Annotated in this window: 15 protein-coding genes; all 15 read left to right on the plus strand. The window is 39.3% G+C overall.

Translation table 11 applies throughout. The annotated features are described in order from the left end of the window. Nucleotides 1–205 precede the first annotated feature (205 nt). The 15 genes from AB5026_RS16830 to AB5026_RS16900 all read left to right on the plus strand — a co-directional run bounded on the left by AB5026_RS16830 (nucleotide 206) and on the right by AB5026_RS16900 (nucleotide 17,564). Nucleotides 206–457: a helix-turn-helix transcriptional regulator gene (locus AB5026_RS16830; protein WP_138270063.1), complete on the plus strand. Its 252-nt coding sequence runs from the start codon at nucleotides 206–208 to the stop codon at nucleotides 455–457. Between the two features lie 46 nt (nucleotides 458–503). After that, nucleotides 504–665 carry a hypothetical protein gene (locus tag AB5026_RS16835; RefSeq protein ID WP_021650642.1) on the plus strand — a complete coding sequence of 54 codons (162 nt, stop codon included), beginning with the start codon at nucleotides 504–506 and terminating at the stop codon, nucleotides 663–665. Between the two features lie 225 nt (nucleotides 666–890). Continuing rightward, on the plus strand, nucleotides 891–1,415 hold the full coding sequence (locus AB5026_RS16840; RefSeq protein WP_021650644.1) for a GNAT family N-acetyltransferase: 525 nt from the start codon (nucleotides 891–893) through the stop codon (nucleotides 1,413–1,415). A gap of 297 nt (nucleotides 1,416–1,712) precedes the next feature. Then, nucleotides 1,713–2,984 (plus strand): ABC transporter substrate-binding protein, encoded by a 1,272-nt coding sequence (locus AB5026_RS16845; protein WP_044960957.1) that lies wholly within the window; start codon nucleotides 1,713–1,715, stop codon nucleotides 2,982–2,984. 68 nt (nucleotides 2,985–3,052) lie between these two features. After that, on the plus strand, nucleotides 3,053–3,952 hold the full coding sequence (locus AB5026_RS16850; RefSeq protein ID WP_021650646.1) for a carbohydrate ABC transporter permease: 900 nt from the start codon (nucleotides 3,053–3,055) through the stop codon (nucleotides 3,950–3,952). Nucleotides 3,953–3,968: 16 nt separating this feature from the next. Further along, a complete protein-coding gene (locus AB5026_RS16855) occupies nucleotides 3,969–4,817 on the plus strand; it encodes a carbohydrate ABC transporter permease (protein WP_044960959.1) in 849 nt (282 codons plus the stop codon). 17 nt (nucleotides 4,818–4,834) lie between these two features. Next, on the plus strand, nucleotides 4,835–5,860 hold the full coding sequence (locus AB5026_RS16860; RefSeq protein ID WP_021650648.1) for a Zn-dependent alcohol dehydrogenase: 1,026 nt from the start codon (nucleotides 4,835–4,837) through the stop codon (nucleotides 5,858–5,860). Nucleotides 5,861–5,879: 19 nt separating this feature from the next. Then, nucleotides 5,880–8,117 (plus strand): pyruvate formate lyase family protein, encoded by a 2,238-nt coding sequence (locus AB5026_RS16865; RefSeq protein ID WP_021650649.1) that lies wholly within the window; start codon nucleotides 5,880–5,882, stop codon nucleotides 8,115–8,117. Nucleotides 8,118–8,125: 8 nt separating this feature from the next. After that, entirely contained in the window at nucleotides 8,126–9,022 is an 897-nt protein-coding gene (locus AB5026_RS16870; protein WP_021650650.1) for a glycyl-radical enzyme activating protein, read from the plus strand. A 34-nt stretch (nucleotides 9,023–9,056) separates the two neighbouring features. Beyond that, nucleotides 9,057–11,822 (plus strand): hypothetical protein, encoded by a 2,766-nt coding sequence (locus AB5026_RS16875; protein WP_021650651.1) that lies wholly within the window; start codon nucleotides 9,057–9,059, stop codon nucleotides 11,820–11,822. Between the two features lie 36 nt (nucleotides 11,823–11,858). Continuing rightward, entirely contained in the window at nucleotides 11,859–12,995 is a 1,137-nt protein-coding gene (locus AB5026_RS16880; protein WP_021650652.1) for a carbohydrate kinase family protein, read from the plus strand. A 12-nt stretch (nucleotides 12,996–13,007) separates the two neighbouring features. Continuing rightward, complete coding sequence (locus tag AB5026_RS16885) at nucleotides 13,008–13,937, plus strand: class II fructose-bisphosphate aldolase (protein WP_021650653.1); 930 nt, start codon at nucleotides 13,008–13,010, stop codon at nucleotides 13,935–13,937. Nucleotides 13,938–14,089: 152 nt separating this feature from the next. Then, nucleotides 14,090–15,067: a LacI family DNA-binding transcriptional regulator gene (locus AB5026_RS16890; protein WP_021650654.1), complete on the plus strand. Its 978-nt coding sequence runs from the start codon at nucleotides 14,090–14,092 to the stop codon at nucleotides 15,065–15,067. Between the two features lie 239 nt (nucleotides 15,068–15,306). Further along, nucleotides 15,307–16,887, plus strand: coding sequence for a glucose-6-phosphate isomerase (locus tag AB5026_RS16895; RefSeq protein ID WP_021650655.1), 1,581 nt, complete (start codon nucleotides 15,307–15,309; stop codon nucleotides 16,885–16,887). A 158-nt stretch (nucleotides 16,888–17,045) separates the two neighbouring features. Beyond that, the gene (locus AB5026_RS16900; protein WP_021650656.1) at nucleotides 17,046–17,564 is read left to right on the plus strand and encodes an AAA family ATPase; all 519 of its coding nucleotides are present in this window, start codon (nucleotides 17,046–17,048) and stop codon (nucleotides 17,562–17,564) included. The last annotated feature ends 72 nt before the right edge of the window (nucleotides 17,565–17,636 follow it).

Below are 17,636 nucleotides of genomic sequence, written 5' to 3' on the forward strand. Positions count from 1 at the left end.
TGTAATATAATAATCACCTCTTGACTCTATCATAGTCCTGTTGTCAAGAGTGTGCAGTATTTTTTTGGAGTGCTATAAGAAAATATTGTGAGTATTGAACTGGGGCTGTCGGAAAGACAGCCCCTTTCCTCTACAGGTGGTACGCGAAAAATACAAGTCCTTTTATGCACGTAAGAAAAAACAAAGTGCAGAAAGGGCTTATATTATGGAAAAACAGAAAAAAACATGGAACAAAATAATAGGAGAAAACATACGAAGACTGCGAATCAGTCATAATGAGACTCAGGCAGAACTGGGGGAGAGCATTGGTTATGGTTCTACAACTATTGCTAATTATGAAAGCGGAGAACGTCTCCCGGATCTTATAACGGCATATGCGATAGCACAGCGTTATCATGTCGAAATGGAAAAATTGATGGAAGAAGACTTCACGAATCGTGAATACAAAGAGAATTAAAAAGAACTATACTTATAAAAAAGAATAAGTAAAGGAGAAGGAAAGCATGAAAGATAAGGAAATAAACAACTTTATCAGAGAAACAGGTAAAATGGGTGATATCTGGACGAAAGAGCAGGTCAAAGATGTATACCAGAATGTTTCATTGGAGGAGGCGCTGGCAGACCGTCAGAGATCATATGATAAGATGAAGGACATGCTTGACTAGATGAAGAAACTATGAAAGAAGAATCTTCAGACATAGAACTAAATGGACTATCAGATAAACAGATAGTGGATCTTTTGAGAGAAGTAAATCAGGAAGTAATCCAGTCGGCTGGTATTATTTACATGTGGTGAGGGACAAAATATGTTACAATGTAAAACAGATATTAAAATAGTAGCAGGTGATCAGCATAACAGTATTGACCTGTCATGAGCAGGAGAGGGATTGATGAAACAGAACAGCAAAGTAATACATGAAAAATATGAATTCAGAAACATTCATAAGGATGAAATTGAACAGGCTGCAGAGATTGAAAGCATCTGTTTTCCGCCAAATGAAGCGTGTACTTATGAACATATGGAGTCACGAATAAAAAAAGCATCGGATCTTTTTCTGGTTGTTGTGGATCGGGAGACAGGCAAGATTGCAGGTTTTCTTAACGGACTTGCAACAGACAGAGAACATCTGACAGATGACTTTTTTACAGATGCGAATCTACATGATCCGGAGGGCGTAAACATTATGCTTCTTGGGCTGGATGTGCTCCCAGAGTACCAACACCAGGGGCTGGCAAGAAAACTGATGGAACAATATAAGGAAAGAGAGCGCGCCAGGGGAAGAAAGAAGCTGATCCTGACCTGCCTCCCGGATAAGGTTGAGATGTATAAGAAATTTGGCTTTAAAGACCATGGGATCGGCGATTCTGTGTGGGGCGGAGAAGCCTGGCATGAGATGGATAGTATTCTGAACTGATTTTAGCTTACGAAATAAAAAGGAAAATCATAATGGCAATCAATGTAAAAAATAGAATAAAGAGAAATTGCTGAGAAAGCTCCTATGGTGTCGAAAGGCATTGTAGGGGCTTTTTATATTCTTTAAAAACCGCGAAATTGTGAATAATATACAAAAATAATTTGATAAAACCATACATAATGCATGAAATGAAAAAAACATATTTACAAAATAAAAATTAAATGATATATTAAAAAAAACAAACAATATGAAACCGGTTGACATATGGAAAAAGTCACAATACGAAGGGAGAACAAAATGAAGAAAAAGGTAATTGCACTTGCATTAACAGCATGTATGGTACCAGTTGGTAGTGGGGTGGATGTAATGGCTGCCAAGGGAGATTCCGGGGATAAAATTACATTAAACTGGCAGAGCTATGACAGCTATGATAAATATCAGAAAGTTGTCGAAGCTTTTGAAAAGGAAAATCCGGATATTGAAATTAATTTTGAAGAAGTATCAGATTATGCAACTAAAATTTTGACAGAAGCTACAGCGGGTGACCTTCCGGATCTTATCAACTGTAATACAGGAACTACACAGATTCTTGCAAATGCCGGGGCATTACAGAAATTCGATGTAGATGCACTGAAAGCAGATACAGAATATAAATTTGATGATTTCTGGGATGCTGCAGAAAACTATTGTACATATGATGGTGACTGGTATTCACTTCCATTGGACGGAGGAAATTATGGATGGGTTTACAACGTCGATATGTTTGACAAGTGTGGAATTGAAGTTCCGGAAGATGGATTTACATGGGATGAGTTTACAGATGCATGTAAAACATTAATGGAACACAAAGATGAACTTGGAATCGAATATCCGACAATTATCAATGATCTGTCTTCCGCAATCGATACTATGTATCCATGGATTACAGAAGCTGGTGGAAGCTACTTGAATGATGATGAAACCTGTGGATGGAATTCAGATGAAACCGTTGCGGCTTTCGAATATGTCAAGAGTCTTGTAGATGAAGGTTATGTGCCGGCAATAGAAAAACTGGGAGACGGTTATGATGCACTGATTACAAAATTTAATGCGGGTCAGATTGCTATGTGTCGTGTGGCTCTCTGGAATTCAACATATCTTCAGGACGATGTAAACTGGAAAGCAATGAATGCGCCACGTGCAAATGATGGTACACAGGCAGAAGTACTTTTCCTGAATGGTATTGGCATTTCAAGCAGCTGTGAAAACCCGGAAGCAGCAGAAAAGTTTATTAAATATCTGACCAGCGAAGAGGGGCTTGCATTATATCTTGAAGATAATACATCTCCACAGATTGCAGTAAGAAAGTCTCAGGCAGATCTTTCCGTATCTATGTTTGACGAAAACCATGATATGAAATTGTTTAATACAGGACTGAAATATGCAGGATATATTGACCTTACAGAAACATTTGCAGACCAGCAGACGATCATTGGACAGTATTTTGATGAAATCTGGCATAATGATGCTGATATCAAGAGTACGCTGGATAGCATGGCAGATCAGTTAAATGGTTTACTTGCTCAGTAACTAAGAATAAAAGGATGATATGGAAAATACTCTGTATCATCCCTTGGATTTAACTAGGAGGGATTCATGTGAGTAACGCAAAAACAGTAGTAAAACGTAAAAAAGGAGACTGGCGGATTGCTGTTTTGTTTCTGTTGCCGTCCCTGATTTTGCTGGGATTGTTTGTATTTTGGCCAATGGTAGATTCCATCCACATGTCATTTTATGACTGGAATCCATTAAAAGGTAAGATATTTACAGGATTAGAGAATTATCAAAATCTGCTGAAAGATAAACTCTGGTGGACAAGTCTGGGCAACACGATCAAGTATATCCTGATGAATGTTCCGCCAATTGTCATTTTTTCTATCATTATGTGTGAACTTGTGTTGTTTGCAAATAATAAAAGTGAAGTTATTTCGAAATTTATCAGAGGCAGTTTCTTTTTACCATGTGCACTTTCTCTGGTTGCAACCGGTGTTGCATGGAGATATCTGATGGGAACGAATTATGGTGTTATCAATAACTTCCTGAGTGTATTGGGATTCGAAAAAATTGGCTGGCTGACAGATGGCAAGATTGCACTGGGTTCTATGGCAATCGTAACAATCTGGAGATGGGCAGGATATTACATGGTTATGGTTGTTGCAGGACGTCTGGAAATTTCGCAGGAATTTTTTGAAGCGGCAGATCTGGACGGTGCAAATGCATGGCATAAATTTGTTTATATTACATTGCCGCAGCTGAAACCAGTTCTTACATATATTATTCTCATGTGTGTAATCGGTACGTTCCAGGAATTTGATCTTGTTTATACGATGACAAATGGTGGACCTGGAACAAGTACGTATTTAACTGGGCTGACATTATATAAGACTGCTTTCTCATCTTTGAAAATGGGATATTCCTGTACAATGGCAGTATTTATCTTTATTCTTTCGATTATTATTTCGGTTGTACAGTTAAAGTTGACAAGTGACAAAGATTGAGAAGGGAGAAGAGATTATGACCAGAAAATTAAGAAATAAAATTCTGGGAGACAGCTTAATCTGGGTAATTATAGCTGCATTTGTAGTAATCATGCTGTTTCCATTTGTTTATATATTATCTACTGCATTGAAATCGGATACAGATCTTGCAACAAGTGTTGGAAGAATTTTGCCGAAAGCAGCGCAATGGGAGAATTTTACAAAAGCATGGCAGCTGCTGGATTTTCCCAAGTGCTTTTTTAATTCATTTATTGTTGCGATAGCAGTGACCGCACTTACTATTTTCCTCTGTAGTTTAGCTGCATATGTATTTACCAGACTTGAGTTCAAAGGCAGAAATATTGTTTTTATTCTTTATTTGTCAACGATGATGATTCCGATTACTGTAAGACTGATTCCGTCTTATAATCTGTGTAGAAATCTCAATATGCTGGATACATATATGGGGATGATACTTCCGCAGGTAGCATGGTCCATTCCGTTTGGAACATTTCTTATGCGCCAGTTTTATATGGGAATACCGAAGCAACTGGATGAAGCAGCAAAAATTGATGGAGCAAATCATTTCCAGATATTCTGGAAGATCTTACTGCCAAATACGAAATCAAGTATGACAACATTAGGAATTTATACATTTATTTCTGCGTGGAATAATCTGATCTGGATGTTGTTATCCGTCAGAAGTGAAGGCAAATGGACAGTAACATTGGGAATAAGTTCAATCTGTGGCGCATCTGTAATCAAACAGCCGACATGGAATCTGATCATGGGTGTTATCGTGATTGGAATGATTCCTGTTCTGATTCTGTTTTTTGCATTCCAGAAATATTTTATGCAGTCTGTAGCTGCAACCGGCATTAAATAGTAAAAAGGAGATCAGTTATGAAAGGTTTAGTGGTAACAGAAGACAATAAACTGTACCTGGAAGAAAAGCTTCCGATTCCGGAGATCGGAGAGTATGAAGCACTGGTAAAAAATGAATGCTGTATGATCTGTAACGGAACGGATCTGGGAGTTATTGGAGGAAAAGTCAGAGAAGTAACGAGATATCCGGCGGTTTTAGGACACGAAGATGCAGGAAGAGTTGTTAAAATCGGCAAAAAAGTTACTTCTTTTAAAGTGGGAGATCTTGTAGTCAGGGCAGGACAACCGGATAATGAGAAATTTTCCAGCGCTTGGGGCGGATTTGCTGAATATGGAATTGTAAAAGATTATAAAGCAGCCATGGCAGACCAGGCCGATGTAAAAGATATTAATCTTGGAATTACACAGCAGGTGTGCCCGGAAGGAATGCAGGCAGAAGCTGCTTCTATGCTGATAACTTTAAAGGAAACATACAGTGCATTAAAAAGAATCGGCGTTGAAGATAAAAAGAAGATGGTCATACTCGGAGACGGACCGGTTGCGCTTGCTTTTCTAAGCTGTGCAAAACTGATGGGAATTCAGGAGATTTATGTCCTGGGAAATCACAGAGACAAGCTGGAAACAGCAGAAAAACTGGGAGCAGCAGGTACATTTCTTAACAAAGACGAAGAAGAAAAGAAAAAAGCTTCTGATCTGTTTGACAGAAAGTCCGATATCTGTATAGATACGATTGGATCAAATCAGACAATCACGCAGTGTCTGGACTATATTAAAGAGACAGGGACAATTGCTGTATATGGCTTAAAAAGCGGAGAAAATCTGAATGTACCATTACCGGAACTCAGGAATTTCAATATTCAGTATGTGCAGTGGCCGGTGCCTGAGGTAGAAGCAGAAGTACATAAGCCGGTTTGTGATGCGATTATGGATGGGAAAATAGACATCGATTTATTTGTGACACATAGATTTTCAATAGATGATTATGAAAAAGGATTTCAGGCAGTAAAAGACAGAACTGCATTGAAGGTAGTTTTAAATTTTTAAGGCAACTCAGGAGGAACGCATGATGGCAGGTTATCGATTCAATAAAGAAGAATATTTTAAAGAGACCAAAGAGGTATATTCTAATTATCCAACCGATGTTTCCAGAATGGAAGAAGAACTGGACCGCCTCCAGAAAGAAAATCCAAAGGCAAGCTCTTTTCAGAAAAAAACATGGATCTACAGAATTGCAGCCAGGGATGCTGAAGTGATTCTTTTTCCATCCAGTCCGTTTTATGCAGAAATTGATACAGGAAGAGAACAGAACAGTGTTACGGCATCGTTCCCGCCACAGCCAGGCATTGGATGTTGGCTAATGAAGCAATACCCAGATTTTGTAGATGAATATGGAGAATGGAGTGGATACTACGGAAAATATGGTGTCATGAACGGACCACAGTTTATGGATGCGGCGCATCACTATGCAAATTGTGAAACTGTGTTGAAATATGGTCTATCAGGAATAATCAGACATGCAATGATGCGTCTGGAAGAGAAAAATCTTACAGATCATCAGCAGGATTTTTTAAAATGTATGGTCGATGTATGCCGAAGTCTGCAAAAAATTTCTGAAAGATTTGCAGAAAAAGCGGAGGAAATGCTGAAAACAGAACACGATGAGGAACATGTAAAGGCACTTAAAATGATTGCTGTTACGGCACGCCGAATTCCATCTGAACCGGCAGAAACATTTTATGAAGCAATGTGTGCAATCTGGTTTACGCGTGAGATGTGCAATGCGTTAGATGGTCTTGGATTTGCTGTGATTGGCCATTTGGACAGAATCCTGATTAGTTATTATGAAAGAGATTTGAAAAATAATCGAATAACGCCGGATGAGGCGCAGGAACTGGTTGACTGTTTTGTATCAATGACAGATGCAAGATGGGATCTTGAAGCAGACCTGCCAGGGGGCACAAATGCAGATATTATTATAGGCGGATGTGATAAAAATGGCAATATTGTTTATAATGACATAAGCAGGATGATCATAAACAGTTATAAAAAATATCATTTTGCAAATCCGAAACTACAGGTGAGAATATCGGCAAAGCATCCGGATGAATTTCTGATGCAGGTTGGTGAATTGGCAGGAATGGGTCTGAATGTGCTGTCTGTCTTTAATGATGATGTGATAATTCCAGCAAATCAGAAGCAGGGAAAAAGTCTGGAAGACTGTCGACTTTATGTCGCAGGTGGCTGCCAGGAAATCTGTCTTTCTAATGAAGTCAACAGCAGAGCATATACCTATCTTAATCTTGTGCAGATGTTAAATGGATCCTTATATCCAGAGTACTGGAATGACGTATTTAAAAGGGATGGATTTAAATTTATTCCAGCTGCGAATGCGAGCGATTTTGAAGAATTCTATCATATTGTAATTGAAAATTATAGAAATGAACTGAATTTCTTTGTGAAAAAATATAACGAATATGGTTCATGGTGGAAAATAATAAATCCGTCGTTGTTCTTTTCTGCAACTATGCCATCATGTACTGAGACGGCAAAAGATGTCTCAGAAGGCGGTGCTGTCTATAATACAGATAATTTTGCTGCTGCGGGTGCAGGGACAGTAATTGATTCGTTATATGCGATAAAGAAGGCAGTATATGAAGATAAGATTACGACATTTGGTCACCTGCTTAAAGCGATGAAAGAAGACTTCAGAGATGATGAGATCCTTCGACAATATTTGCTTCATAAAGTCCCAAAATTCTGCAAGGATAAAGATGCTACAGAATTTGGAAAAAAGGTTATGGATGATCTGGCTGAATGTCTTGGAGGACAGGCAAATTACAGAGGCGGAAAATTTGAGCCGTCATTATTTGCTTTTTATTCTTATAACTGGTTTAAAAATGTAACGATTGCAACGGCCGATGGACGAAAAAGTGAAAGTGCTCTCTCACGAGGCGTTAACCCAAGTGAAAGTACAGAAAACATCAATATTGCAGCATTACTTGATGCAATAAAAACAATGGATTACACGAAATATCCGGGTGGGGCAGTTATTTATATGGACATTCCACTGATGTATAAAACTCCGCAGCCGTCATTGTTTGCAAGTGTGATGCGGGCCTTCTGTGAAAATGGCGGAAGCATTATGGATTTTAATGTTATCAGCAGGAATGCACTTTTAGAGGCACAGAAAAATCCGGAAACACATAAAAATATTGTAGTAAGAGTGTGTGGATACAGTGCATATTTCCATACATTGACTGCGGAAATGCAGAATGAGGTAATTCAGCGTACACAGAGGTAAGCGGTAAAATGAAGCAAAAATTACTGGTAAGTCAGATACAGAACTTTTCTCTGCATGACGGACCGGGAATACGGACAACTGTATTTTTACAGGGATGTAATTTGCGGTGCAAATGGTGTCACAACCCGGAGACATGGAAAAAGGAAAGTATACTGAGTTATACGGAAAATAAATGTATTGGCTGTGGTCAGTGTATTGAAATCTGTCCCTCAGGAGCACAACAGATACAAAACGGGCAGCATATTTATGAAAGAACTCTTTGTACTGTGTGTGGAAAGTGTGTGGAAATTTGCTGCACAGAAGCATTGGAAATCGTAGGAAGTTATTATTCTGCTGAAGAATTATCGGAACTTTTGCTCAGAGACAGAAGACTCTATGAAATTTCAGAAGGTGGTGTTACTTTTTCCGGTGGAGAACCAATGATGCAGGCAGAGATTCTATATGATTTGTGCAACAGACTTCAGAAAGAGCATATTTCAGTTGCTTTTGAAACAGCACTTGCTTTTCCTTGGAAAGTGATACACAGAATGACAGAATGTGCAGATCTGTTTCTTGTAGATTTTAAGATGTTTGACAATGAAAAACATAAAGAATATACAGGAACAGAAAATACCCTGATCAAAGAGAATCTGAAAAAACTGGTGAATTACAGACCGATCATGATCAGGCTTCCAATTATAAAAGGAATCAATGATGAGATAGAAAATGCTGTTGCAACAGCAGATTTTTTTGCAGCTCTTGGAAGAAACATCAAGAGTGTGGAATTTTTGCCGTATCATGATTTTGGAGTTGAAAAAGCAAAACATGTCGGAGTGAATCAGCAGATGTTTGAAGCACCTGATGAAAAACAGCTGGAGCTGTTGAAAGAAGTTTACAGAAGTAAAAAGATTGACGTAGTGGAATAAAGAAGATTGCTAACAGAAAGGAACAGAGACAGAAATGAAAAAGCATTTTCTGAAAAAGCACGAAGAAAACTGGTTGCGCATTCCTTATGAAGAGAATGCAGATCCATGTATTATAACTATTTCAGACAGTACTGGAAAAAAAGAAACTATTCAGATGAAAGTATCTAAGACAAGAGTGGACTATTGGATGGCATATCCCCTGAAAGATTTTTTCGGGGACGATATTCAGGCAGAAGGTCCGGCGAGCAGATGGATCAATGCAATAGAACTTTCTGATGATCCGGAAAAACAGAGAAGAAGAGAACTGTCTAAGTCTGTCATTCATTATATGCCGCCAACCGGATGTATCCGGGAACTGAACAGTGTAAAAAAAGCAGGAGAACAGTGGGTTTTAGATTGTGTAACCGATCCATGTTCACTGACAGGAAATGAAGAAAATCAAACAGCTATGAGACTTGTAAGCAAGGATCTGCTGCACTGGAAATCCGAGGAGAATGAGTTAGAAGAAATTGAAATCAACTGCCGGAAATCAGATAAATGGATTGGAGATGTCGAAAAACAAATAGAATTTGAAGAAGATGGAAAAATCTGGATTCTAGGTCAGACTGCGAAAAAAACGTGTGAAGGTGTTGCATCATCTAATGCAATCAGTATTCCATCCGTTTTTTCAGGAGAACAGATAAAGCCAGCTGCACAGATGGATAATCTGCGAGTGTGGGTTAGACAGTGGCATAATGAGCATATTGATAAAAAGTTTGAATTTCTCATGAGATTTCGTCAGGGACCAGACGTATGGCCGGAAGTCCGACTTCTGGCACCTGAAAATATTTTATCTGATATTCAGACAAAGGCCTGTGAGGTAGAACTGGAGATGTTTGTCGGACAGGAACCGGAAATTGAGTTTGAGCTGTGTGGAGTGAAGTGGGTCTGGAAGGCATTAGATCAGACACTGAACTGTCAGGGATATAAAATGAAAATTCCAACGGAAAAAGGAAGACTGTATCTGCATTTCTACAGGGACATGGCAATTCAGGAATTATATGCAGACAGAAAGAATGCAATGCTCATAGTACAGGATAATGGACCGAAAAAAGAAGATTATAAGATTCGAAGTGAGCAGGTGGAAAATATCAATAATCCATCATTTTATCTGCAATATAATGCGGACCCGTATTTTGAAATCCATACGAATGGAAAAACAGCCTCTGTCATTTGTCTGAATATATGGGGTTTAAGATCTACGAGATATGAAGAAGAAAACAGAAGGCTGATCGAACAGGAAGAAAAAGGACAGCCGTTGTTTAAATCTGAATCTTACACAATATATGAGAAATGTGTAGAAGATCGTATTTATGGAGAACCTGCAGCATGGGCACTGCGTGGTGGAAAAATAGTTTTATCACCTGTACGCGCGGTGGAAGAATTCTGCTGGAGAGATACTCCGTGGGGAGACATGACAAGAATCCAGAACCGAACCGAGCGTTGGGACGCACCGGAAGATTCAGCCTACCCGAAATTACATACAGAGCATAACGTCATAAATGCAGCATTTTCGCTTGCAACAGATATTATGTGTCAGAACAGAAATAAAAAGTATGCCTTGCCAGGACAAGAAGGTCTGATGAATGCGGCTGTTTTTCAAAGAGAAGGAGAAGGTTTTGGAAGTTGGGTAAGAGATACCTGCCATGCAGCATTTCGATGTCAGAATCTACTTGCACCGGATGAAGCCAGGGAGTCGTTATCCTATATTTCTGAACATGGATTTAATAATGGTGTTGACTGTGCTGCCATGCCGGCGATTGCAGCATGGGATCATTATATAACAACTGGAGATATCCAGCTTTTGTATGAAATGTTACCTGGAATTATAAAATATGCAGAAGAAGCGGATGCACGTTATGATGAAGAAATGCAGCTGGTTCATGCAACCATGTGTCTTGCGCAGGATGCTTTTGAAGAACCGGAGAATGGCGGATACTGTCTTGGAACAGAAATTGCATTTGCCCTGATGTATCAGGATGTCGCCAGAATATGTGAGGTGACAGGATGCTATCCGGAGAGAATTAAGTTCTGGGAAAGTCGTTCGAAGGAAATGCTTGCATCCATAAAGGAAAAATACTGGAATGAAGAAAAAGAATGCTTTACAAGTGGACCAATAGGAAGTGAAGCATACGAAAAAGGCTGGTGGGAGACGACTGGGGCAGAAATGGTTTTGTGGCCACGATTTGGTATTGCAACTGAGAGACAGAGAAATCTGTTTTTGAAGACAATCGAAAGTAATCCAGAGGCATTTTCTGAGTTTGGAATTAACTGGTATCCGTTCCGCAAAGAAAAAAACCATTTCTGGAGAGCATGCTGGGTATCATGGACGCTTGGGTTATCAGAGGCAGCTGGTGAAAGTGGAAATAAAGAGTTTCTGAAAAAACTTATTTATGCACAGGTGAGAAATGTGCTCCTGAATAAATCTTTTCATGAAGTAATGGATGTTGATACAGGAAGAGCGTGGAGATGGCCGCACCTGCCATGGCATGCGGCAGGTTTTATTGGATTTATTGTTAATGGAATTTTTGGAATACGTTATAGTGAACAGGGAATTCAGATACATCCATGTATTTTGGATGAATTTGAGGGAGCAGTACTTGATTCTGTTCCATATCAGAATGCAAAATTTGTATTTGAGATACATGGGCATGGTGACAGCTATACAGTAAAAATGGATGGAAATCTGGTGGAAGGTTCCTTTGGCAAGGAAATGACAGGAGAGCATAAGGTGGATATATATGCTTATGAAACTGAATAAAATCGGTATGGTAAGAAATAACTGTGAGGATAGAACATGAGCATAAAGAAAGCAATTGCAGCCGGACATATCTGTCTGGATATTACACCGGCTTTTAAGAGCAAGGAAGAAAAAAACATCAAAGACCTTTTCAGACCGGGGCAACTAATCGCAATGGATGCGGCCAAAGTAAGTCTTGGCGGATCGGTATCCAACACAGGTGTTGGCATGAAACGTCTTGGCGCAGATGTAGAACTAATGGGAATGGTCGGAGATGATGCATTTGGTCAGATGGTTCTCAACGAACTGGAAAAATATGGTGCATCTCCGGAGAGCATGATTGTAAGAAAAGGAGTCGGAACTTCTTATTCTGTAATCCTTGCACCGGCAGGCATTGACAGGATCTTCCTTCACTGCTCAGGTGCTAATGATACATTTACTCTGGATGATATCGATCTGGAAAAGGTAAAAGGAGCAAATCTGTTCCATTTTGGCTATCCATCGCTGATGCGGAAGATGTATATTGATGGCGGCAAAGAACTGGTTCGTCTTTTAAAGGCTGTTCATGAACAGGGAGTTGCAATCTCTGTTGATATGGCAATGTTTGAAGAAAGTACAGAAGCAGGTACCCAGGATTGGAACGAAGTTCTGAAATCTGTGATTCCGTACATTGATTTCTTTGTGCCGAGTGTTGAAGAACTCTGCATTATGCTGGACCGTGACCGTTATCATGAATGGAACGAAAGGGCAAATGGTTCAGATGTAACGAACTTCCTTGATGTTGAAAAAGATATCAGGCCACTGGCAGATAAGCTTCTCTCCTATGGTGCAAAAGTTATCCTGATCAAATGTGGTACACCGGGCATCTATTTTCGCACAGCAGCCAAGGAACAGCTTCTGAAGATTGGTGGTGGAATCGGAGAAGAGATTGCGGAGACATGGGCAGTCAAAGAAGCTTTTGAGAAGAGTTATTTCGTAGAAAAAGACAAAGTCGCATCTGGAACAGGCGCCGGAGATACGACGATTGCTGCATTCTTAAGTGCTATCCTGGAAGGCAAAAGCTGGGAGGATGCTCTTCATCTTGCAACAGCGACCGGAGCGCTCTGTGTACAGACCTATGATGCGCTCAGTGGAATCATTCCACTTGATGAAGTACAGAAGAAGATTGCCGCAGGTTGGGAAAAAAGAAAGTAAGAGGTAGAAAAAATGTTAGTTAATATGAATGATGTGCTTTATCCGGCAAAAAAGGGAAAATATGCAGTAGGACTATTTAATGCGGTAAACCTGGAACTGGCGCGAGGAATCATTGCAGCAGCAGAAAATTCTCAGTCACCGGTTATCATGGGAACTGCGGAAGTACTTCTTCCATACGGACCACTGGAAGAGGTTTCCTATTATCTTATTCCTATGGCTAAGAAAGCAAATGTTCCGGTAGTTATTCATCTGGATCATGGCCTTAAGAAAGAAACATGCCTGAAAGCTCTGGAACTTGGATTCTCATCCATTATGTATGACTGCTCTACAGATTCTTATGAAGATAATGTAAGAAAAGTTAAAGAAATGGCAGACATCGCGCATTCTTATGGAGCAACCATCGAGGGCGAACTCGGACATGTAGGTGACAACCCGGATTCTGCAGAGGGAAGCGCCCATATCAATCCGGCTGATTTCTATACAGATCCGAGGATGGCAAAAGATTTTGTTGACAAAACAGGTGTGGATGCTCTTGCAATTGCAGTAGGAACTGCCCACGGGGCATATAAGTTGCCTCCAAAGCTTGATTTTGAGAGAATTAATACCATTGCTCATACAGTAGATGTACCGCTTGTTCTGCATGGCGGTTCCGGACTTACAGACAACGACTTCAAACGTGCGATTCAGGAAGGTATAAGCAAGATCAATATTTTTACGGATATCAATGTGGCAGCAGTAGAGGCTGAATTCCGCAAATTTGAAAGTATGAATAAAGGTATCATTGATTTGATTCCGGCGGCAGTTGAGGCTGTTAAACAGGAAACCATGAAGAAGATGATACTTTTCTCAAGCAATGGAAAAGGTGTATTAGACCAGCCATCCCAGGATGAACTTGTAAAAGCTGTTGTTCAGGGTGTTCTCAAAGAAATTGTTGGAAAATAGGGTATTATTGATCCGAGCAGAAACAGAATAAGAGGTTGACTAGAGCATTTTGAAGATTTTGTGTGCAAAAGTAGAGTTTGGCTTGCGAAATACATGAATAAATAGTTATAATATAAAGAAACAAGCGAATCTGTAAAATCACGGAGGATTGAATGGCAAATATTAAAGATGTGGCCAAACTGGCTGGAGTTTCTGTAACAACTGTTTCAAGAGTATTGAATAATAAAGGGTATATATCACAGGATACATACGAAAGTGTATATAAAGCAATTGATCAGCTTGATTATGTCCCAAATCAGATTGCTAGAAACCTTTTTAGACAAAAATCTTATTATATTAGTCTGATCGTGCCTGACAGCTCGCATCCTTTTTGGGCGGAAATAACGAAATACATCGAAAAAAAACTTTATAAACATCATTATAAACTTTTTTTATGTAATACCGGAGATACGGAAGATAAAGAAAGAGATTATATAAAAATGATGAGAGAAAATATGGTAGATGGTATTATTCTTGGAACGCATATGTTAGCAGAGTCCGAATATCAGAATCTGGATCTTCCTATTGTGGCATTTGATTATCGAGTTGCGGAAGAGATTCCAACCATCTATTCTGACCATAATAAGGGTGGTTTGCTGGCTGCAAATGAAATTATAAAGAATGACTGCAAATGCGTTTTAAATGTAACGGCTGTTGTAACAGATAAATCTCCTTCTATTAATCGTCATAGGGTTTTTTCAGAAACATTGAAGAAAAATGGTGTAAAATGTATCGATTATATCTGGAATACAAAACAAAGAACAGAAGAATATCATCAGCAAATGAATAAACTTTTTGATGAATATCCGGAAATGGATGCAATGTTTTCGGAAGATTTGATCATTATGAATGCGTTAAAATGTGCAGGTGAGAGGGGAATGTGTATTCCTGATGAATTTAAAGCAGTAGGATATGATGGAACGCTGATTGCAAAGATAAGTTATCCGTCAATGACTTATGTTTCACAGCCAATAAAAGAATTGGCAGATACATTGGTAGATGTATTATTAAAGAAAATAAATGGTGCAAAATTACATGAAGATATTATTTTGAAGGATGTTTGTCTGGTGAAAGGGCAAACGACAGAATAGAATAAAAAAAATTACAGAGAAGGTTCCTATAGTGTTGAATGGCATTGTAGGAGCTTTCTCTGTAATTTTTTTTAAGGTGTACGATCCAGATGAGGGAAAAAGGGCGTTGATTTTATAGAGAGAATATCCACACCTCCGTTTGCAGACTTGAATTTACCTTCATTTGATATTATAATCAAAGAGATTGAAACGAATCCTGAAAACAGCGGGAACATCTAATTTTAAGGAGGAATCTTATTATGAGTACCTGGAACAACCTGGATACTCTTGAATCTTTCAAAGAACTTTCAAATGTAAAGAAAGTAAACCTTGTAGAAGCTATGACCGGAGAAAATGGTGCAGAACGTGTTAAAAAATACAGCGTACCGATGGCTGCTGGTCTTGCATATAACTATGCTGCAAAACAGGTAGATGACGACGTACTTGAAGGTCTCAAAAAGCTTGCAAAAGAAGCACAGCTTACTGAAAAATACGCAGCTCTCTACAATGGCGAAATGATCAATACAGGTGAGAAACGTCTCGTTCTTTATCAGCTGACACGTGGCCAGCTTGGTGATACTGTTACAGCTGACGGCGTTGACAAACGTGCTTTCTATGTAGAACAGCAGCAGAAGATTGCTGACTTTGCCAATAAAGTACATGCAGGTGAGATTACAAACGCAGCAGGAGAAAAATTCACAACTGTTGTTCAGATCGGTATCGGCGGAAGTGACCTTGGTCCGCGTGCAATGTACCTTGCACTTGAGAACTGGGCAAAGAAAAATGACAAATTTAAAATGGAAGCCAGATTCATCAGCAATGTAGATCCTGATGATGCAGCAGCAGTCCTGAATTCTATTGATGTTGCACATTCCATTTTCGTACTGGTATCTAAATCAGGTACAACTCTTGAAACACTGACAAATGAATCCTTCGTAAAAGATGCTCTTAAAAATGCAGGACTGGATGCTTCCAAGCATATGATCGCTGTTACAAGTGAGACTTCTCCACTTGCTAAGAGTGATGATTATCTTGCAGCATTTTTCATGGATGATTATATCGGTGGACGTTATTCTTCCACATCTGCAGTTGGCGGTGCTGTATTATCTCTGGCATTCGGACCGGAAGTATTTGCAGAATTCCTTGAAGGTGCAGCAGAAGAAGATAAACTTGCTAAAAACGAAGATGTTATGCAGAACCCGGCTATGCTGGATGCGCTGATCGGCGTATATGAAAGAAACATCCTTGGATATCCAAGCACAGCAGTTCTTCCATATTCACAGGCACTCAGCCGCTTCCCTGCACATCTGCAGCAGCTTGATATGGAATCTAACGGAAAATCTGTAAACCGTTTCGGTGATCCTGTAAATTATGTAACAGGACCGGTAATCTTTGGAGAACCAGGAACAAACGGACAGCATTCTTTCTATCAGCTTCTTCATCAGGGAACTGATATCGTACCGCTTCAGTTCATCGGATACAGAAATAACCAGATGGGCACAGATGTAGTGATCCAGGACAGCACAAGCCAGCAGAAACTCTGCGCTAACGTTGCAGCTCAGATCGTTGCATTTGCATGTGGTAAATCTGATGAAAACAGCAATAAGAACTTTGAAGGTGGACGTCCGTCAAGCATCATCATTGGTGATCAGGTAAATCCTGCAAGCCTTGGTGCACTCCTTGCACACTTTGAAAACAAAGTAATGTTCCAGGGATTCCTGTGGAACCTGAACAGCTTTGACCAGGAAGGTGTTCAGCTTGGTAAAGTTCTTGCAAAACGTGTTCTTGCACATGAGACAGATGGAGCACTGAAAGTATTCAGCGATCTGCTGAATATCTGATTTGAAAGTTAGATCAATCATGAAATAATACAAGCCCTTCGCTTACAAATTGTAGGTGGAGGGCTTGTGTTTTACACGTGGAAAATCACCTTGTAACTTGCCATTAAACAGGTCAAATGATAAGATATATGTAATAATCTTTTGAAAGGAGCAGGATCATGGTATATGGAAAAAAACTTCCCATTGGTGTGGATGATTTTGAAAAGTTGATAAGAGAAGATTTTTACTATGTGGATAAGACCGAGATGATTGCAGATTTGTTGAGAAACTGGGGTGAAGTGAATCTTTTTACTCGTCCACGTCGTTTCGGAAAAAGCCTTAATATGAATATGCTTAAATCATTTTTTGAAATCGGCTGTGATAAAAACCTGTTTCAGAGTCTGAATATTTCAAAAGAAAAAGAACTGTGTGAGACTTATATGGGGCAGTTTCCTGTCATTTTCATCAGTCTGAAAGGTGTAGAAGGTCAGTCTTTTGAGGCTGCATGTAAGGGCCTGGCAAATATCATAGGTATGGAAGTTTTGCGATTTTCTTTCCTGAAAGACAGTTCGAAACTGACAGAAGATGAAAAAGCACTATATTCTGGATATACGAATGTAAAAGAAGGAGACTTTGTAACAGCCTCCAATATTGACAGTTTAGTTTCTTCTCTTAAGAGGCTTTCTACATTATTATAGCAATCCAATAAATTATTGCACATAATTACACGAATGAAACCACCCTATGCAGTCCTTTGGACGAATTGTTAA

Source organism: Blautia sp. RTP21359st1_E11_RTP21359_211015 (assembly GCF_040910705.1).
Taxonomy (GTDB): Bacteria; Bacillota; Clostridia; order Lachnospirales; family Lachnospiraceae; genus Blautia_A; species Blautia_A fusiformis.